Annotated in this window: 16 protein-coding genes; 6 read left to right on the plus strand and 10 right to left on the minus strand. The window is 35.4% G+C overall.

Annotation, left to right across the window (positions count from 1 at the left end; all coding sequences use genetic code 11):
- Window positions 1-203: 203 nt before the first annotated feature.
- From BA768_RS18895 to BA768_RS18910, 4 genes are all read right to left on the minus strand, one after another.
- Window positions 204-1,616, minus strand: coding sequence for an efflux transporter outer membrane subunit (locus tag BA768_RS18895; protein WP_065722000.1), 1,413 nt, complete (start codon window positions 1,614-1,616; stop codon window positions 204-206).
- Window positions 1,617-1,995: 379 nt separating this feature from the next.
- On the minus strand, window positions 1,996-5,178 hold the full coding sequence (locus tag BA768_RS18900) for an efflux RND transporter permease subunit (protein WP_034673069.1): 3,183 nt from the start codon (window positions 5,176-5,178) through the stop codon (window positions 1,996-1,998).
- A gap of 131 nt (window positions 5,179-5,309) precedes the next feature.
- Entirely contained in the window at window positions 5,310-6,470 is a 1,161-nt protein-coding gene (locus tag BA768_RS18905; protein ID WP_065722001.1) for an efflux RND transporter periplasmic adaptor subunit, read from the minus strand.
- Between the two features lie 333 nt (window positions 6,471-6,803).
- Complete coding sequence (locus BA768_RS18910) at window positions 6,804-7,400, minus strand: TetR/AcrR family transcriptional regulator (RefSeq protein ID WP_065722002.1); 597 nt, start codon at window positions 7,398-7,400, stop codon at window positions 6,804-6,806.
- Window positions 7,401-7,700: 300 nt separating this feature from the next.
- On the opposite strand from BA768_RS18910, the gene BA768_RS18915 reads away from it, so the two are divergent.
- The gene (locus BA768_RS18915; protein WP_034673072.1) at window positions 7,701-8,255 is read left to right on the plus strand and encodes a thioredoxin family protein; all 555 of its coding nucleotides are present in this window, start codon (window positions 7,701-7,703) and stop codon (window positions 8,253-8,255) included.
- Window positions 8,256-8,683: 428 nt separating this feature from the next.
- Here BA768_RS18915 and BA768_RS18920 read toward each other — a convergent pair whose 3' ends face one another.
- A complete protein-coding gene (locus BA768_RS18920) occupies window positions 8,684-9,589 on the minus strand; it encodes an AraC family transcriptional regulator (RefSeq protein WP_065722003.1) in 906 nt (301 codons plus the stop codon).
- 121 nt (window positions 9,590-9,710) lie between these two features.
- On the opposite strand from BA768_RS18920, the gene BA768_RS18925 reads away from it, so the two are divergent.
- From BA768_RS18925 to BA768_RS18935, 3 genes are read left to right on the plus strand one after another with little or no spacing between them, the layout of a single operon-like run.
- Window positions 9,711-10,940, plus strand: coding sequence for an MFS transporter (locus BA768_RS18925; protein ID WP_034673075.1), 1,230 nt, complete (start codon window positions 9,711-9,713; stop codon window positions 10,938-10,940).
- Between the two features lie 2 nt (window positions 10,941-10,942).
- Window positions 10,943-12,421 carry a trehalase family glycosidase gene (locus tag BA768_RS18930; RefSeq protein ID WP_065722004.1) on the plus strand — a complete coding sequence of 493 codons (1,479 nt, stop codon included), beginning with the start codon at window positions 10,943-10,945 and terminating at the stop codon, window positions 12,419-12,421.
- A 26-nt stretch (window positions 12,422-12,447) separates the two neighbouring features.
- Window positions 12,448-14,886, plus strand: coding sequence for a TonB-dependent receptor (locus BA768_RS18935; RefSeq protein ID WP_065722005.1), 2,439 nt, complete (start codon window positions 12,448-12,450; stop codon window positions 14,884-14,886).
- Between the two features lie 278 nt (window positions 14,887-15,164).
- Here BA768_RS18935 and BA768_RS18940 read toward each other — a convergent pair whose 3' ends face one another.
- Window positions 15,165-15,803 (minus strand): MBL fold metallo-hydrolase, encoded by a 639-nt coding sequence (locus BA768_RS18940; protein WP_034673081.1) that lies wholly within the window; start codon window positions 15,801-15,803, stop codon window positions 15,165-15,167.
- Window positions 15,804-15,874: 71 nt separating this feature from the next.
- Here BA768_RS18940 and BA768_RS18945 point away from each other — a divergent pair, with 71 nt between their 5' ends.
- The gene (locus tag BA768_RS18945) at window positions 15,875-17,086 is read left to right on the plus strand and encodes a DUF5103 domain-containing protein (RefSeq protein WP_065722006.1); all 1,212 of its coding nucleotides are present in this window, start codon (window positions 15,875-15,877) and stop codon (window positions 17,084-17,086) included.
- 128 nt (window positions 17,087-17,214) lie between these two features.
- Here BA768_RS18945 and BA768_RS18950 read toward each other — a convergent pair whose 3' ends face one another.
- The 4 genes from BA768_RS18950 to BA768_RS18965 all read right to left on the minus strand — a co-directional run bounded on the left by BA768_RS18950 (window position 17,215) and on the right by BA768_RS18965 (window position 19,907).
- Complete coding sequence (locus BA768_RS18950) at window positions 17,215-17,481, minus strand: hypothetical protein (protein ID WP_065722007.1); 267 nt, start codon at window positions 17,479-17,481, stop codon at window positions 17,215-17,217.
- On the minus strand, window positions 17,481-17,708 hold the full coding sequence (locus tag BA768_RS18955; RefSeq protein WP_034673087.1) for a hypothetical protein: 228 nt from the start codon (window positions 17,706-17,708) through the stop codon (window positions 17,481-17,483). Before BA768_RS18955 ends, BA768_RS18950 begins: the two co-directional genes overlap by 1 nt.
- A 213-nt stretch (window positions 17,709-17,921) precedes the next feature.
- Window positions 17,922-18,944 carry a ferrochelatase gene (gene hemH, locus BA768_RS18960; protein ID WP_065722008.1) on the minus strand — a complete coding sequence of 341 codons (1,023 nt, stop codon included), beginning with the start codon at window positions 18,942-18,944 and terminating at the stop codon, window positions 17,922-17,924.
- 84 nt (window positions 18,945-19,028) lie between these two features.
- Window positions 19,029-19,907 carry a NifU family protein gene (locus tag BA768_RS18965; RefSeq protein ID WP_065722091.1) on the minus strand — a complete coding sequence of 293 codons (879 nt, stop codon included), beginning with the start codon at window positions 19,905-19,907 and terminating at the stop codon, window positions 19,029-19,031.
- Window positions 19,908-20,060: 153 nt separating this feature from the next.
- Here BA768_RS18965 and BA768_RS18970 point away from each other — a divergent pair, with 153 nt between their 5' ends.
- Window positions 20,061-20,576 (plus strand): gamma carbonic anhydrase family protein, encoded by a 516-nt coding sequence (locus BA768_RS18970; protein ID WP_065722009.1) that lies wholly within the window; start codon window positions 20,061-20,063, stop codon window positions 20,574-20,576.
- Window positions 20,577-20,688 lie beyond the last annotated feature (112 nt).

The following is a 20,688-nucleotide window of genomic DNA, read 5'->3' on the forward strand; positions in this document are numbered from 1 at the left end:
AATAATTTTTTCTTAATGCTTTAAGACGCAAGGATTTTATCTTCAATAAAATTGTAATACGTTGACTTTGCTGAAAATCTTTGATTTTCTTGTGCCTTAAAAACAGTATTTTATTCTAAAATCTTTGCGCCTTTGCGATTTTCCAACATAGAAAAAATGCGATCCCGAAAGACCGCATTCCATTAACAATATAATTAAATTTACTACTTCCAACCGCCACCTAAAGCTCGGTACAAATCAACAATACTGCTCAATCTCTGTCTTTTTACGGACGCAAGATTCAGTTCTGCCTGCAGAGAATTTCCCTGAGCTGTTATTACTTCTAAATAATTTGCCATTCCGCCTTTGTAAAGCATTTCGGCACTTTTAATTCCGTCTTTTAAGGTTGCTACCTGTTCGGTTGCTTTTTGTTCCTGAACTTTTAAGCTCTCATTTGAAACCAAAGCATCAGAAACTTCTCCAACAGCATTTAAAACAGATTGACGGAACGCCAATACATTTTTCTCTCTCTGGATTTTAGCAACATTTAAATCCGTTTTCAACTGTCTTTTCTGAAAAATTGGCTGCGTAATTCCACCTAAAACAGATCCGAACAATGATGCCGGAATTGAAAACCAATTATCAATTTTAAATGAATTCACACCACCGTTTGCTGTAATTTTTAATGAAGGATACATATTGGCCTGAGCAATTCCCACGATTGAATTAGATTCCAACAATACCAGTTCTTGCTGACGAACATCCGGACGACGGCTTACCATCGCAGCAGGAAGTCCCGCTGAAATATCCTGTGGCAAAGAAGTATCAGACATTTCAATCGTTCTGTCAACTTTGTTTGGGTTTTCACCGATTAAAATACTCAATGCATTTTCCTGAATGGCAATATTCTGTTCCAACTGGGTAATCAACAATTCTGTTGATTGTTTTTGAGCGGTTGCCTGCTGAACTCCCAAAGAAGTTGTGTCACCACTTTTCCATAACTTTTCTGTTAAAGAAAGGGTATTGGTGCTCAGATCTAAATTCGATTTTGCAATTTGCAACTGTTTGTCAAGCATCAATAAATTATAATATCCTTGTGCAATCGCTGCAACAACCTGTGTCTGAATAGCTTTTGTCGCTTCGTAAGTCTGAAGATACTGCATTTTTGAAACTTCCTGCTGATTTTTAATCTTACCCCAAATATCAGCTTCCCAAGAAAGGTTGAAGGCTGCATTATAATCTTCAACATGACTCTGGCCTAAAAATAAATTCAAGCTTTGTCCATTCATGCTGTTTTTTGAAGGTTTTGAAATCTGTGCTGCAACTCCGAAACCTACATCAGGATATTGAAGATATTTTGCCTGTTTTAGTTTTTCCTGCGATGAGGCAACCTGTTTTAAAGCAATTTGTAAATCGTAATTGTTTTTAATTCCCTTTTCGATTAAATTTTGGAGCATCGGATCACTGAAAAACTGTTTCCATTCAAGATTGGCAACACTTGCTGTGTCCGCAGTTGCGGTATATTTAAATGTTTCGGGAAGCTCGGGTTTTGTCTCCTCATATGCCAATTTTGGCACGCAGGAAACCGCTCCTAATGCAATTCCGAAAGCGATGATTATATTTTTTACTCTTTTCATATGATGATGTTTATTGTTTTTTTAAAGTCATATGCAATCGCTACATCTTCATTTCGGTTGATATATTCAAACTAAGGCGATTTCATAATTTTAAAATTTAAATTGATTACAAAACTTTGAGAAATTAATGAGCAAAGAAGTCTTTAGTAGGAGATACACTTTGCTTTTTATGATATTAGTTTGAATAGTTTCTTCTCTATTTTTTATTTCCCACAGATTTCACGGATTTTCACAGATGATTATTTTAAATCTTGATTTGAAAAAGACTTATGTGTCCTTTTATTTTCAAACCTTTAAACTTCAAATAATTTAAGTGTAAAATCTTTTGTGACTTTTGTGGTTAAATTAAATTTCTCAAAGTTTTGTCAATCATTTTTTATTAATGAGCTGTTGCTAAAAGATCTTCCTCCAATTTTTGTCTTTGAAGTCTTTTCTTTTTTCTGCTTGGCATTTTTTCATGTAGATACTGGAAGATCACAAACATTACCGGAATAATGAAAATCCCGAAGACAACACCGGTAAACATTCCACCAACGGTACTGATTCCGATGGAGTGATTACCTTTTGCAGCTGCACCTTGCGTCCAGACCAATGGCAACATTCCTACGATAAATGCAAATGAAGTCATCAAAATTGGTCTTAAACGTAATCTTGAAGCCTGAAGCGCTGATTCTAACAATGATCTTCCCGCATTTCTCCGCTGAACGGCAAATTCCACAATCAGAATGGCATTTTTGGCGAGCAATCCGACGAGCATGATTAATCCGACCTGCACATAAATGTTGTTATCAATTCCTGCTAAACCTGTAAAAGCAAATACTCCGAAAATCCCGGTTGGAATCGTTAGAATAACCGCAAACGGAAGAATATAACTTTCATATTGAGCTGCCAATAAGAAATACACAAACAGAATACTTAAGGCAAAGATGAAAGTGGTTTGTCCGCTTGTTTTGATTTCTTCACGGGTAATTCCTGTCCATTCATATCCGAAACCTCTAGGAAGTGATTTTTCGGCAACTTCTTCTACGGCTTTAATGGCATCTCCTGTACTGTAGCCAGGTTTTGGAGTCCCGTTAATCGTTACGGCGTTAAATAAGTTATTTCTTGTAACCGTTTCTGGACCAAAAGTTCTTTTTAAAGTCACCAAAGTTTTTACAGGAACCATTTCGCCCGATTTATTTTTAACATAAATACCTTCCAGAGAATTCGCATCGCTACGGTAAGGAATATCTGCCTGAGCCATTACTCTGTAGTATTTTCCGAATCTGTTGAAGTCGGAAACGAAGCTACTTCCGTAATAAATCTGCATCGTCTGCATCAATTCAGTAATCGAAACTCCTAGCTGATTGGCTTTATCTGAATCGACATCAATCGTAAATTGTGGGTTTCCGGCTGCATAGGTTGTAAAGGCAAAAGCAATTTCCGGACGTTTCATCAATTCTCCAATGAATGCCTGAGTGGTTGTTCCCAATTGCTCAAAAGTGCCGTTGGTTTTATCCTGAAGCATAAATTCAAACCCGGAAACGTTACCAAATCCCTGCACGGTAGGGAAATTGAAGAAGAACGCATTCGCATCTTTTACCTGAGCTACTTTTCCTGTTAATGCCGCTGCAATCTGGTCTGGGTCTTTCACATCGCCACGCTGATCGTAATCTTTTAGTTTAAGGAAACCAGCAGCATAAGGAGACGCGTTTGAATTGCTGATAAAGTTCATTCCATCGGCTACCCAAAGATGGTTTTTAGCTTTTTCGCCATTAATGATTTTATCAATTTGCTCAGTTGCTTTATTGGTTCTGTCTAATGAACTTCCCGGAGGCGTATTCACAGCATACAAAACAAATCCCTGATCTTCGGTCGGAATAAATCCTGAAGGTGCTTTATTAATCAAGAAAACACTTCCGGCAATCAAAATGGCTAAACCTCCAACTGCAACCCATTTATTTTTAATTAAAAATTTAAGGCTGTAGATGTATTTTTTGGTCATATTATCAAAGCTCGCATTGAAAGCGTTGAAAAATCTTGCTCCAAAACCTTTTTTCTTTCCATGTTCGCCGTGTTCTCCTTGAGGATCATTTAAAAACATAGCACATAAAGCCGGACTTAAAGTCAATGCATTAACCGCCGAAATTAAAATCGCAATCGCCAATGTAAACGCAAACTGTCTGTAGAAAACTCCTGCAGGACCCTGCATGAAACCAACCGGAATAAATACAGCACACATCACCAAAGTAATCGAAATAATCGCACCCGAAATTTCACTCATCGAGCTCATCGTAGCTTGTTCAACCGGCATTCCTGTTCGTTCCATTTTTGAGTGGACAGCTTCTACAACCACAATGGCATCATCCACTACAATACCGATGGCAAGAACCAATGCGAACAAAGTCAACATATTAATACTGAATCCAAACAATTGAAGGAAGAAGAAGGTACCAACAATTGCAACCGGTACGGCAATCGCAGGAATTAATGTAGACCTGAAATCCTGAAGGAAAATATACACTACAATAAATACCAGAATAAATGCAATAACTAATGTTTCAACAACCTGATGAATGGATGCATCTAAGAAATCTTTAGAATTGTACATAATGATGGGCTCAACTCCTTTTGGAAGCGTAGTTTTCATCTGTTCAATCTGTTTTTCAATATCTGTTAAAATTTCGTTGGCATTGGAGCCTGCTGTTTGAAGGATGGCAAATCCGGCAACAGGTTTACCATCCATTCTGTTAGCTGCGGTATAGGTATAAGAACCGAATTCTACTCTTGCCACATCTTTCAGTCTCAGGAACGAACCGTCGCTATTGGCTTTGATGGCAATGTTTTCATAGTCTTCGTTTTTGTTTAATTTACCTTTATATTTTAAAATATATTCATAAGTTTCCTTACTACCTTGTCCAAGACGTCCTGGAGCAGCTTCTAAATTGTGGTCTTTCACCGCATTCAAGACTTCCTGAGGCGAAAGTCCGTTCGCAGCTAGTCTGTCCGGTTTCAGCCAAAGTCTCATCGAATAATCTCTCGTTCCGAAAACCTGTGCCTGAGCAACTCCCGGAATACGCTGGATTTGTGGAATGACATTGATTTTCAAATAGTTTTGAAGGAAAAGTTCATCATATTGTTTTGGGTCATTACTTGACAATCCCATAAACATAATCATACTGTTCTGAACTTTCTGTGTGGAGATTCCCGCCTGAACAACTTCTTGAGGAAGCTGACTCATCGCTTTAGAAACTCTGTTCTGAACGTTTACCGCTGCATTATCTGCATCGGATCCCTGTTTGAAAAATACACTTAAGGTCATCGTTCCGTCGTTACTGGAATTCGAAGTCATGTACGTCATGTTTTCAACTCCATTCACGGCTTCTTCAATAGGTGTCGCTACTGAACGAGCGACAACTTCCGCATTCGCTCCCGGATAGAATGCCGTTACCTGAACACTCGGCGGCGCAATATCGGGAAAGAGGGCAATCGGTAAATTAAAGAGAGACAGTGCTCCCAATAATAAAAGTATGATGGAAATGACCGTTGAAAGTACCGGTCTTTCTATAAATTGTTTTAACATAAGAAGTTTAATTTTAAGTTGCTTATAGCAATTAGCTTTTGGCCACTGGCAAGAAATAATGCTTCTGAATTATTAATTTTTCAATATTGCATTTGAATGCAAAAGCGAGAAGCGAGAAGCAAAAAGCGGATTTACAACGGTTTTGCTTTCAGTAAGCTATCAGAAGAAATTGGTTTTGCTTTGATAGAAACACCATCTTTTAAGCTTCCCAATCCTACATATACTATTTTTTCTCCGGGTTTTACACCTTCGGAAATAAAGTAATAGTTATCAGTTTTACCAGAAATTGTAATGGGTTTGCTGGTTACTTTTTGGTCTTTTCCGACGACATAAACATAAGTTTTGTCCTGAATTTCAAATGTAGATTCCTGTGGAATGATCAAGGCATTAGACATTAACTGTGGCATACGAACACGTCCTGTATTTCCGGTTCTCAATGTTCCATTGGTATTTGGGAAAACTGCTCGAACGCTGATTGCTCCGGTAGTTTTATCAAATTGTCCGTCAACAATACTCATTTTTCCTTTTTCAGAATAAACACTGTTGTCTGCAATGACCAATTCAACCATCGGCATATTTTTAAGTTTTTCTTCTAAAGTTGCTCCGGGATATTTATTTTGAAAACCAATAAAATCCAGTTCACTTAAAGAGAAATAGGCGTAAATTTCACTGATGTCTGACAATAATGTCAATGGATTCGGGTCTGTTCTTGAAATCAGACTTCCTTTTTTGTAAGGAATTCTTCCGATATATCCACTTACCGGAGCTGTAATCGTTGTAAACCCGACGTTAATTCTTGCTCCGCCAACAGACGCTTTTGCCTGTGAAGCGGCTGCAACAGCTGCTGCATAATTTGCTTTTGCTGTTCTTAATTGTACATCAGAAACTACTTTTGCAGCTACAAGAGGTTCAAGTCTGTCAACCTCTACCTTTGCTTTCTGAATATTGGCATTGGCAACCTGTAAATTGGCATTTGCCATATTCATCTGCTCTCCGTAAGCTCTTGAATCTATCTTAAATAGAGGCTGTCCGGCTCTAACATAAGCGCCTTCTTCCACATAAATTCTATCTAAATATCCGTCTACCTGCGAACGGATTTCCACATTATTTTTTCCTTCCAAAGCAGTCGGGAATTCCTGGTATGTGGTCGCAGGAGATGAGATTACAGTATAGACAGGAAGTTCAGGAGGAGGTGGTGCTGCATTAGAACCTTCGGCTGCTTTTGTGCAGTTTTGTAAGAGGATAATACTTGATATAAGTACAATGAACCTTATTTTTCCAAATATTTTCATTTTAGTTTAAGTTTTTTTAATGAAGTGTTAAATAAAATAATAATGTTTTTTAATTTGAATTCTGTTATTTTTGCTAACGATGTTAATTTTAAGTTTAAAAAAAATTACAGATTTCGTAATCTTAGATGTTAAATCGTTGTTTTCATAATTGAAGTTTTTTCTCTTGATTTAAGTATAATGTGGTGTTATTTTTACTAACAGTGTTAATTGGTGCGATAAAAAAAATGACCATTAATTTTCTCGTAATTCTACATGATATCTAAATTTGTTAATAGTTTCAATATTATTAAGCGTTAATATTCCTAACGGTGTTAATTTTTAGTTCAAAAAAATTTACAAAGACTTAATGAAAGCAGAAACTGTTTCATCCAAAGTCGTTTTATTCATCGTAGAAGGAATATCATCATTACGCATCATCATGATTGAGATCAATCCATGCACCGCCGAAAATAAGGCATGTGACGAGTGACAGGCATTGTCGGGATTTGATCCTTTTTTCATTATAATTTCATACGTGCAATCGTAAAGCATATCCTGAAACGAAGAAAATTCTTCTTTCATCATTCCTTTTCCGCTACATTGCATTCCCAAGCCAAACATCAATTGGTAATACTCTTTGTTTTTGAATGCAAATTTCCAATAAGCATCCACAATAGCCTTTAATTGATTTTCCGGATTGTCATGTTCTCTCTGAGCTTTCAACAATTCGATGTGTAAACAATGGAAACCATTCAACGAGATCTCGTATAAAATAGCCTCTTTGTTTTCAAAATGATCATAAACTACCGGTGCGCTGTACTCAATAGCATCGGCAATTTTTCTCATGGAAAGTGAAGCCCACCCTTCGGTTTTTGCCAAAGAGAAAGCCGCATCCAAAATACTGGTGCGTATATTTTCTTTTTCTCTTTGTCGACGTTCATGTAGACCCATGATTTTTTATTACTAACAGTGTTAGCAAAACTACAAACTTTTGAATATATCTTCCAAACAATTTTTTGTATTTTACTTTAAGAATTAATTTAGGCTTGTTTTTGAATCGTTGAAAATGCTGTAATAATAGCTGTTTCGAAAGTTATTTTAAAATTATTGTAAAAATTAATATTTCACATAGCCTAATTCAATTGGATATTATTTTTCTTACGAAAATAACAAAACTTCAAACACTCACCTTCAAGCTTCTAACCTATATAACAAAGAAAATCTCTATCTTTGTGCACAAATAAAAAAGTTATGAATACTCCTTCAAATATGATCGATTTAGGTACAAAAGCTCCTTTTTTTGAACTTCCGAACCCTTCAAAAACTAATGAAGTTCAGTCATTGGACGATCTGAAAGGAGAAAAAGGTACATTGGTGATCTTTATGTGTAACCATTGTCCGTTCGTTCTTCATGTGATCGATAAGTTAAACGAATTATATGAAGATTATAATGAAAGAGGGATTGAATTTATTGCAATAAACTCGAATAACGTAGAAAAGTATCCGGCAGATTCTCCTGAAAAAATGATTGAATTCCAGATCGAAAGAAATTTTGATTTTCCTTATTTATATGATGAGAGCCAAGCAATTGCTAAAGCGTATGATGCTGCTTGTACACCGGATTTCTTTTTCTTTGATGAAAAACTGGATCTTGTCTACAGAGGGCAAATGGACGATTCAAGACCGGGAAATAACAAAGATGTAACGGGTGAGGATTTAATTATTGCTTTTGAAAATCTTTTGTTGGGTGAGCCACAAGAGGAAATTCAAAGACCGAGCATGGGTTGCAATATTAAGTGGAAATAATTTTTGGTTGATTGTTGCGGGTGTTCTGTTGATGGCTTTTGCAACACAATCTCATATAATATATTAAGCTGTTCTTTGGAATGGCTTTTTTGTTTTCTCTCGCGGATTTGGCAGATTGCGCAGATTTTTTATATGCAATCATCTGTAAAATTCGTTGATCTCTGGGAAATTTTAAACGCAAAGATTTCTATAACTTTATATTTGATTTTTAAGTAGAGCAAAGGCAAATAAATTTGCTACACGAAGCGAACGTTTAGCTTCATCAAATCAACTTCTTGATTCAATCTTTGCTCTTAGAATATATTGTCTAAAAAATAAATCTTTGCGTTAAAAAAAGATCTACGCAATCTGCCAAATCCGCGAGAGGTTTAAAATATAAAGTATTAAAAGAATCATTATATTTAGTGTCGAAACATCTCAAAAATACTTTAAAAACTAGCTTTAATCTTCACCTCACTCTCAACCTTCAAATCCACATTCACCTTATTCTGTGCAAAATTCTTCATGAATTCAGAAGGCGTTTTCTCGGTATATTTTTTAAACATTCTATTAAAATAAGTCACATTATTAAAACCACAACTATAGCTGCATTCCGAGATACTTTTGTCCTGTGCCATCAACAAACAAGCCTTATTAATTCGATATCTATTTACAAATTCTGTAAACGTAATCTGTGTCGCTTTTTTGAAAAAATTACAGAAAGCAGGCAACGTAAGATTCGCCAGTTTTGCAACATCTTCAATATTAATTTCCTTATCATAATTATGTTCAACGTAAGTGAAAATATTTTCCAGACGCGTTTTATTTTTAGAAATAATCGTGTAAGGCATGATTTCTTTATTCAAAAGCTCATAATCTGTGCATTTCGATAATTCAAATAAAATTTCAAGCAATAATAAATACCTTTTATAACCTTCCGATTCCAACATCAATTTCAATTTTGGAAGCATCATTTTATGAACCTCATCATGAAAATGAATCCCATATTTTGACAATTCTAAAAGGTTTTTAATTGATCTCGCTTCCACTTCCTGTTGTGGAAACTGCAAAATTTCTTCGCTAAATTGCAGTACGATTTCTTCATGAGGATCTATTGAATTTAATCCAAATCCTGAATGAGGAATGTTTGATCCTATTAACACAAGATCTCCGTTTGTATAATTGCTTTTGTGGTATCCCACGTGGCGGGTTCCACTTCCTGAAAGCACACAGACCAACTCAATTTCCGGATGGTAGTGGTACTCCCATTTTAACAATGATACAGGTAAATTATTGTGAATTACACAAAACGAACTTTTTTCGTCTGGTATTACGTGCTCAAATGTAACTTTCATTTAATTAATTATAATAATTATGTGAAAATACAAATTATATTAATATAGTTCAAATATTCATTTACTAAGTTAAATTATTGTTAACTGAATAGCTTCTATCTTCACCGACAAGAAATTAATAATGAAAAATTTAAACATAAAAGCAGTTTTATTCTTAAATTATTTTGTCTTCGCAATCCTGTTGAATTCCGTAGGGACAGTGATTCTACAAATGCAGCAAAATTTCGGAATATCAAAATCTTCTGCAAGTGTTTTGGAGGGTTTTAAAGATCTTCCGATTGCAATTTGCTCATTCATTTTGGCTTCATTTTTACCAAAAATAGGGATTAAAAATTCAATGTTGATTGCATTATTTTTGGTGAGTTGCATGTGTTTTATGATGCCTTTTGCCAACAATTTCTGGTTTTTCAAACTTCTATTTACGATTGTCGGAATTTCTTTCGCGTTAATCAAAATTTCAGTCTTCACTTCCATCGGATTGGTAACAAATACAGATAAGGAGCATTCTAGTTTTATGGGGTATCTGGAAGGGTTTTTCATGATTGGCGTATTAATGGGAAATGTTTTATTCAGCTTATTTATTGATGACCACAATCCAAAATCAACCCATTGGCTGAATGTTTATTGGGTATTAGGCGGACTTTCAGCCTTGTCTTTTCTGTTCTTATTCTTTACAAAATTGAATGAAAATGAAGCGAAAAGTGAGAAAACAGATTTATTAGGAGACTTAAAAAACAGCATTAGCTTATTCAGTTACAAAAAAGTATTGTTCTTTTTGCTATGTGCTTTCCTTTTTGTTTTGGTTGAGCAGAGTTTCCAGACCTGGACACCGACTTTTTATAAAGAAATTTTAAAAGTTCCGACCTCAATGAGTATTCAGGCGGGAGCGGTTTTGGCGGGAGCTTTTGCATTGGGAAGATTTTTATCGGGGTTTTTCTCAAAGAAATTCAGTTGGATTTATGTCGTTTCCTTTTGTGTAATTGGTTTTGCGATAAGTATTTTATTGGTTTTACCATTAACTCACAATACGCTTATTGATATAAACACAACGTGGCTAAATGCTCCGCTTGTCGTGTATTTATTTCCATTAATGGGCGGTTTATTGGCGCCGATTTATCCAAGTATCAATTCTGTGATTTTAGCATCAATTCCGAAATATTTACACAGTGCGATGTCTGGTTTAATTGTAGTTTTTTCTGCAATCGGAGGTACGATCGGATCGATTATCACAGGTTTTGTGTTTCAGGAATTCAGTGGGCAACAGGCATTTTATCTTTCGTTGATTCCGCTTTCTTTGTTAATTGTGTCCGCAATAATTATGAATAAATTAAAAATAAATCCTAAAAAATAAAAATGAACAAACAGTTATATATTAACGAAATTCAGGCTCTTTTTGATGAGGTTCAAAGGTCTCAGATTTTTGAAGATCAAAAAACAATGAGCGATGCGGTTTCGTTATTTCCTGTTGATGAAATCAATTCCAAGTATGAAAAGGAAAAAAATGTGGAAGGTTTTGATTTGAAGCAATTTGTCTTGTCAAATTTTGATTTTTTAGACACCAAAACTTCAGTTGTACGGGAAAAACATCTGCCGATTGATGAGCATATAGAAAAGCTTTGGGATGAGCTGACCAGAACCGCTTATGAAGAGAGAGGAACTCTACTAAAACTTCCGAAACCATATATCGTTCCGGGAGGACGCTTTAATGAGTTTTTCTATTGGGACAGTTACTACATTATGCTGGGTTTACAAGTTTCCGGAAGAGTGGAAATGATGGAAAATATTATTGAAAACTGTTCTTATTTAATTCAAACTGTTGGATTTGTGCCGAATGCGAGCAGAACTCATTTCTTAAGTCGTTCTCAGCCTCCGTATTTTTCGCTAATGCTCGATTTACTTTTTGAGATTACTAAAAGCCAGAATATATACGTAAAATATCACGACACATTAGAAAAAGAATATGCTTTTTGGATGAATGGTGAAAAGGATGTAGACAATAACTCAGCTTTTAAAAGAGTGGTGAAAACTGCGAACGGAGATATTCTCAACAGATATTTCGATTCAGAAAACGATCCGCGTCCTGAAAGTTATCTAATTGATATTGAAGACAGCGAAAATGCAGGAGAAGAATTTTTCAGAAACATAAGAAGTGCCTGCGAGTCGGGTTGGGATTTTTCCAGCAGATGGTTTGCAGATGGCGAAAGTATAAAGACCATTGAAACGTTGAATTTGGCAGAAGTCGATCTGAATTGTCTTTTGTGGCATTTAGAAAAAACACTATCCAAATCTTCATCACTCCAAAATTTGTCTGAAAAAGAAAACTATTTTAAAAAAAGAGCAGCCGATCGTAAACAGATGATCAATAAATATTTTTGGGATGAAGCTTCTGGAACTTACAAAGATTATCATATCAAAAAGAATACAACAACACCATCTGAACATGTTGCAGCTCTTTATCCATTATTTCTAAAAATAGTGAGTAAGAAACAAGCTGAATCTGTCGCTAAAAATATTGAAGAGAAATTTCTTTATCAGGGCGGATTGATTACTACAACAAAAAACTCTGGTCAGCAATGGGATTTTCCGAACGCTTGGGCGCCTTATCAATGGCTAGGTTTTCAATCAATGAAAAATTATGGCTTTGATGAATTAGCAGAAAAAATTAAGAAAAATTGGTGTTCGAATGTAGAAAGAGTCTATAATAATACCGGGAAATTGATGGAGAAATACAATGCTTTCGACGTAGAGACGGTAGCAGGTGGAGGAGAATATCCTAACCAGGATGGTTTCGGGTGGACTAATGGGGTCTATCTCAAATTAAAACAAAATTAAACAAACTATAAAATTCAAAAAAAGCTATGACGAAAAAATCTATTTTGTTGCTCACGGGAATTGCAACATTTTATTTCAACAACACTTACGCTCAGGAAGCTCCACAGGATTCTACAAGAACGGCATCCATTGAGCAAATTGTAATTACGGGTAACTCCGGTCCGAAAAAAAAGATAGAATCGAGTACGGCAATTTCTACATTTACAGCAAAAGAAATTCAAAAACAAAACCCGATCAGCGCGGCGGCTTTGCTCCAAAGAGTTCCTGGTTTTGCGGTAGAAACTTCAGGTGGTGAAGTCGGAAATAACCTTTTCGCACGAGGTATTCCTTCTGCCGGAGCTTATGAATTTGTGCAGGTTCAGGAAGATGGTTTGCCAGTTTTTGAAGACGGAGCTTTACAGTTTGCGAATGCGGATAACTTTTTCAGAGTTGATAATTCTGTCAGTCGATTGGAAGCTTTGAGAGGAGGTTCAGGGTCTATTTTTGCAACGAATTCTCCCGGAGGTTTGATCAACTTCATTACGAAAGAAGGCGGAAACGATTTCAAAGGAACTGCAAAACTGGAAACAAGTACATACGGATTAATGCGAACTGACGTGAATGTTGGTGGTGCTTTGATTCAGGATAAATTGTTCTTTAATGTCGGAGGTTTTTACAGAACAGACGACGGAATCAGAAAAACCGGTTTTAAAGCCAATCAGGGCGGACAGATCAGAATGAACCTGAAATATGTTTTCGATAAAGGATATGCAAAAGTATATTATAAAAAATTAGATGACAGAAATACATTCTTTTTGCCGATTCCTTTAGTGCAAAATGGAAATGACCTGAAAGAATTTTCTGGTTTTGATGCAAATTACGGAACGTATAGCTACAGAAATATCAGTCAGTTGAATATTCCGCAAGCTGGAGGAGGATTTTTCAGCAGAAATTTAGAAGACGGAATTCATCCTAAAGTTGATGTGTTGGGAGCTGAATTCAAATATGATTTGGGTAACAATTTCTCTGTTTTAAACAAAACAAGGTATACCAATATCGATATGAACTATACCGGGATTTTCCCGGCAGGCGGACCAAAAACGACGGCAGAATTTGCTTTGGCTAACGGAATTGCAGGAAATACTTTTCAATACTCTTCGGTTAGCTCAGGTGCAGTTATAAATCCTGCGTATGTTCAGGAATTAGGTTTCTGGGCAATTGATAAGCAGATGAATAATTTTGTGAACGATTTACAGTTCAACTATAAATTTGATAAGGGAAATGTAACGGCAGGCTTCTACAAATCAAATTGGAAATCTCATCAGTATTGGAACTGGAGCAATATTTTGACCACAGCCTCAGACAGGCCAGAGCTTCTGAATTTGGTTGATACTTCTTTATCTCCGACAAGTACAGGTTATTCTAAAACATATAACGGAGTTACAGATATGTCTTTCCTAGTGAGGGATTCCCAGATTCAGGGGAGTCTAAATGATCTATACTTGAATTTGGATTACAATATCACAGATAATTTAAGTTTCAATGGAGGAATCCGTTACAGCCGTGATTTCTACAAAGGTTATGGTGTAAATACGACAACAGGAAACTTGAATAATTCTGGCTTGACAACGGATGGAACTCACGGTTTTGATACTACGACAGCCGATGATAATATGTCTGTTTTAGGAAATAAATATACGTATTGGAATTTTGATGTAAACAGAGTGTCTTTCACAACGGCGCTGAATTACAAAATCAATAGAGAAAATGCAGTATATGCGCGTTTTTCCAATGGTTTCAGATCTCCGAATGAAGAAGCGTATTACAACAATATGAATGATTTATCGGCAATAAAACCTGTAACAACCAATCAGGTGGAAGTGGGGTATAAATATTATTCAAGAACGTTTGATGTTGCGGTGATTCCGTTCTATTCTACCTTGAAAAATCTTTCGTTTACCGATGTTTTCTCTGATGGAACTTCAGAAAATAAGTTTGCTAATACTACGAATATGGGGGTTGAATTGGAAGGATATGCAAGATTATTTAATAATTTATTGGAAGTGGCTTTCAACGGAACCATCCAAAGTCCGAAGTATAAAGATTTCACCGGCAGAAATGCAGACGGATCAACCTTTAATTATGATGACAATACAGTACGAAGAATGCCAAAATTCTACTTCAATATTTCTCCTGCAGTGAATATTACGAAAGAATGGAGAACATATGTAAGCATGAATTATTATGGTAAACGTTTTCAGGATGAGAAAAATACACAAACTTTGCCTTCATTCTCAGAAGTTGGCGCGGGAATGTCTTATCAGTTAGGAAAAATACGTTTTGCTGTGGATGGAACCAATATTTTCAATACGATAGGAATTACAGAGGGCGATCCAAGAGCGGGATCTCCAACCGGAGACGGAATTATTATGGCAAGGCCGATTATGGGTGCTGCAGTAAGGGGTTCAATTACTTTGGATTTCTAAAATTACTTTCTTCATAAAATTGATAAACCGTCAGAAATTTTTCTGACGGTTTTTTGTTTTTAATAGGAACGGACTTTAGTCCGTTTAATTAAAGTAAATCATTCAATTTGGCTTTAGCCAAAACATATTTCTAAAAACGAAAAGCACAAATGTTTTCATGAATATTCACAATGATCTGTGAAAATCTGCGGGAGAAAGATTCTTCACTTCTCATTCACTCCGCTCTGATTGGAAGAACTAGGTATAAGAACTCAGTATTCTCTAACTCTCAAACCCTTCTACTTCAAAAACGGATTATATGTCTTCTCAAACCCAATCGTCGTAGGATTTCCATGTCCTGAGAAAACCTGAGTTTCGTCGTCCAGAACAAAAAGTTTGGTTTTAATTCCTTCAATTAATTGTTCGTAATTTCCTTTGTACAGATCTGTTCTTCCGATGCTTCCTTCAAATAAAACATCTCCTGAAATCATGAATTTTTGATTTTCATTGTGAAAAACGATGCTTCCCGGAGAATGTCCCGGAACGTGATAGATTCTAAATTTTTCTCCGTCAAAATCAAGTTCATCGCCTTCGTTTACATATTCTATATCAACGTTAATATGATCCAGTTGGAAACCAAATCTCATTCCGCTCATTTGGAACATGTCTAAAACTTCTTTATCGTCTTGGTGCATTGTAACCGGAACTTTAAAAGTGTCAAAAGCCCATTGTAAACCCAAAACGTGGTCGATATGTGCATGAGTAAGCAGTATTTTCTGAATTTTTAAATCATTTTCTGTAATAAAACTTGAAATTACCTGAGTCTCATTCTCATTCATATTTCCCGGATCAATGAGCCATGCATTTTTATTTTCATTAAAAAGCAGGTAGGTATTTTCACTTGCAAAATTGAATACGAAAGGCTGTATACGAAACATATTGAGATTAAATTTTCATCAAAAATACAATAATAATAGGAAAATGGGCATTTTTCGTTATCTTCGTAAGAATGAAAACGTTGCAGATATTTTTACTAAGTTTAGGTGCATTTGCTTTCGGGCAGAATATTCAGAGTGTACAATTGTTTAATCCTCAAACCAACGATGAGACGCCGGTTATCGGTATGAATCAGCAATTGATCCTGAGTTTTGATGACTTAACCAATTCAAGTGAAGTTTATCGTTATACCATTAAACATTTCGACAGAAACTGGGAAGATGACAATCTGTTTTTTAGTGAAATTGCAAACGGACAGATGAATGCAATGCTGGATCAGTTTCAGTATTCATTTAATACATTACAGCCTTACACGCATTATAAATTAACTTTTCCAAACGAGAAAATTCAGCCGAAAATATCAGGGAATTTTGAATTAATTGTTTATAAAAGTTCTGCAGATCAACCGCTGATTAAAAAGAGGTTTTCTATTTATGAAGATAATGTAAATTTAGCTTTAAATATTTCTAGAATTGCTGATGCAAAAATGCCGAATATCAACCAAAGGGTAGAAGTACAGGCTGTTTCAAAAGCAGGAGATTTGGCTTCGAATGTTAATTCTATGACGCTGAACGTGATGCAGAACAACAATCCGAATATGAAGATTACCAACCAGAAACCAAGCTCAACAATGGGGAATAAATTGCTTTTCCAACAGTTGAATCTTGCGTTTCCGGGGAATAATGAATTTTATTATTTCGACAACAAAAATATGAGAATGGCTGCAGATATGGTTCGCGAAACGGGAGTTGTTGACGGAGTGAATCAAACGTTTCTTCATCCGGTTTGGGCATATCCTTTAAATTATCAGTATCAACCTGATGTAAATGGAGCTTGGTATTACAGAAGAAACGATCTGGGATTGGAGAGAGACGCCAATCGTGAAGGTGATTATTCTTGGGTGCATTTTTCATTAGATTCTGATCCGATGGATAAAGAATTATACATAGTCGGTGGTTTTAATGATTTCAAAGCAACGAAAGAATATCAGATGCTTTATGATGAAGCGTCTAAAAAATACATTGCTAAGATTTATCTGAAACAAGGTTTCTATAATTATATTCTGGCGACAAAAGAAGCAAACGGAACTTTAAACTTAGGCGAGATCAACGGTAATTTCTGGCAAACCGAAAATTTATACCAGGCATTTTTGTATTACAGACCATTTGGAAGAAATTACGACGGTTTAGCAGGATACGGAGAATTCAGAACACCAGTGAGATAAAATACAAAACCTTACAGCTTGCATGCCTGTAAGGTTCTGTCAAAAAAGTGCATATGTCTTTCAGAAAGACACAACAGAAAAATTAAACTATATAATAACGTCAAAAAAGTTCTTTACTAAAGGCTTTATCAATTATTGCTCTTGAATATTGCCGTGATAAAAAGACAATTGTTGTCTTCAAAAAGATAATGAATCTGAACAGGAAAGTTTTCAGTTTCATAAACCTGCATTTCTTTGCTTTTTATATCTGTTTTTTCAGAATCATTAAGGATTTTGTAAATAGATTCTTTTAAATCATTCAGAAAATATTTGTCTTTGTGCTGTTCTTCTGCATTGAAAACCCTCATCAGCATTTTGATGTCATTTTTTGCGATAGATGACAGTAAAACTTTCATTACGCACAGTTTTTCTCAAGATCATTCATATTTTCAAAAAAATCAAGCTTTGTTTTTGGATTTTCAGAATGAAACTCCAATCTGTACAAAACTTCATCAAGATGAAACTGCGGAATTGCAGATTGCTGAACAGTTTCCAGATTATCTACAATCTTTGTAAACGCATCGATAAGCTCCGGAGTGAAACTCTCTATCTTTCTTTTTAAAATTTCTACGTTTGTATCCATTATTTGCAATTTTAAAACTAACCCCTGTCTTTTGATAGGGTAAAGGTAACAAAAAATATCAAATAACAAAACATACCCTTATAAAATTTAGTATATTTTTTTAAATAAATGTATTTTATCATAGATTGCCCCATTTTTTATGGGGTGTATTCATAAAAAAAGACACTTGAACCGAAATTAAGTGTCTTAATGTATTTTTAAAAGAAATTTATTTTAAACGAAATAAAATTCATTCAGCTTTTCTTCACAAAGAATTTTTACGACATCAATCCAGCGGTCTTCATCATTTAAACAAGGAATGTAATGGAAGTTTTTTCCACCACCGTGCTCAAACTGATGTTTTCCTTCCACAGAAATTTCTTCTAAAGTTTCCAGACAATCAGATACGAAAGCCGGACAGACGATAGCGAGGTTTTTAACTCCTTTTTTACCAATTGTCTCTAATGTTTCGTCGGTGTAGGGTTCCATCCATTTGTCTTTCCCCAATCTCGATTGGAAGGTTACCATTACTTTTTCTTTTGGCAATCCTAATTTTTTAATCACAGAATTAGTCACATCAAAACATTGATGACGGTAACAAAACTGATGACTTGGGTTGTTTTCTCGAGTACAACAATCGTTCAGATTGCAGGTATTGGTCGGATCTGTCTTGAAAATATGTCTTTCGGGAACACCGTGATAAGAAAATTGTAAAGCATCGAAATTCTCAGGAAGTTTTTCCTTAATGCTTTCTGCTAAACAGTCAATGTAAATTTCCCGATTGTAAAAAGGTTGTACATAATTAATTTTAATACCCGGAAATTTCTTTTTTCTTACTTCTTCCGCTTTTTCAATTACCGTTTCAGTTGTACTCATCGCATATTGCGGATACAGCGGGAAAAGAACGATATCGCTTACACCTTGGTCTACCAATTTCTGAATTCCCGCTTCAATACTTGGTTGAGCATATCTCATCCCGATTTCTACCGGAACATCAACCAGCTTCTGAAGTTTTTTCTGAATTTTCTGAGTAATGACAATTAAAGGTGAGCCCTCATCTGTCCAAACCGTTTTATACGCTTCGGCAGATTTTGCAGGTCTTGTATTTAAAATAATTCCCTGAACCAAAAGTGCACGAAAAAACCATCGGTAATCAATCACTTTTTCGTCCATCAAAAATTCATCAAGATATTCTCGTACATCGGGTACTGAAGTAGATTTTGGCGAACCAAGATTGACTAATAATATTCCTTTCATATATATACGTAATGTGTAATGAATAATGAGTAATAAATAATCCGCATGCAAATTACTTATTACTCATCATTTATTGCTTATATTTTATCCGTTTACGGCTTCCACTCTTTCTACTAAATCCGGAACGAATTGCTTTAAAATATTTTCGATTCCGCCTTTTAATGTAGCAGTTGAACTTGGGCAGCCTGAACAAGCACCTTGTAGCAACATCTTTGCCGTTTTGTTGGCAGCATCATATTCCATTAAAGAAATTTTCCCGCCGTCGTTTTCTACAGCAGGAGCAACGTATTCGTTTAAGATATCCGAAATTTTCTGTTCGTCATCTGTATAATCTCTGTTGATGATCTTTTCTACAGGATTTTCATGTTTCTGAGCTTCAATATTTGAAATTTCGCCACCGCTTTGAAGGTATTCTGCAATATAGCCACGAACAGCCATCATTACCTGATGCCATTCTACAGAATTGTCTCTTGTAACAGCAACAAAATTATCAGAAATAAAAACTTCCTGTGCAAAATCAAATTCAGTAAAAATAGCCTGAGCTAAAGGAACTCCCTGAGCTTCGTTTCTCGACTTTACTTCCACAAAACCATCCATCAGCATTTTGCTCGAAACAAATTTCATTGCATTCGGATTGGGAGTCATTTCAGCATAAATCTCATACATCTCTTTTTTCTTCTGCAAATAAATTCTTGGGTTGGCTAAAAGCTCATCTTCTATTACATTTTTAAGGCTTTCTGCAACGTGTTCCCATTCTACAGTGTCCTGTTTTGCAATCGCCACAAAATTGGCAGTAATGAAAATTCTTTCCACAAAAGGATAATTGAAAAGTTCCTGTGCTAAAGGAATTTCTGATATATCTGAATCTCTGTCCAACTCCAATGACCCCGGAATCAGATTGTAATCAGCTACAAATTTCATCACTTTCGGGTTTTCTGTTGGCTCTATAAGTATCGTACGCATTTTTTCGTTAAATTTGAGAATACAAAAATACGGATAAGAACTTAGAAGCTGGGTGTTGGAAGTTAGATTTTTGCTATCACTGTAATTTGCAATTTGTGATTTCATACTTTAATTTTCAAATTAACTCATTATCAAATTTTCAAATTAATTTAAATGGCACTTATAAAAGAACTTTTAGGAAAAACACCGCAAATTGGTGAAAATACATTTTTGGCAGAAACGGCAACGGTTATCGGAAATGTAACGATGGGAAAAGACTGCAGCATTTGGTATAATGCCGTAATCAGGGGAGATGTACACTACATTACAATGGGAGATAAAGTAAATGTGCAGGATAATGCAATGTTACACTGTACTTACGAAAAATTTCCTTTAGAAATCGGAAATAACGTTTCTATCGGTCACAATGCGATTGTTCATGGTTGCAGAATTCACGACAATGTTTTAATCGGGATGGGTTCTATTGTGATGGATGACTGTACAATTGAAGAAAATTCTATTGTGGGAGCAGGTTCTGTGGTAACCCAGGGGACGCATATCAAATCCGGAGAAGTTTGGGGTGGAGTTCCTGCAAGAAAAATAAAAGATATTTCAGCGGCACTTTTGGAAGGTGAAGTGAACCGAATTGCAGATAATTATGTAAAGTATTCTTCTTGGTATAAAGATTAAAAATATATTTAGTTTTGAAATCACAAAGCATTTCAAATGAATTTTATCAATAGAAACGGGCTTTAGCCCGTTTTTTTATGAAGATAATTTCAACAGCTTTAACCTAAACTTA

The sequence above is a fragment of the Chryseobacterium sp. CBo1 genome (assembly GCF_001693475.1).
In the GTDB taxonomy this organism is placed as follows: domain Bacteria; phylum Bacteroidota; class Bacteroidia; order Flavobacteriales; family Weeksellaceae; genus Chryseobacterium; species Chryseobacterium formosense.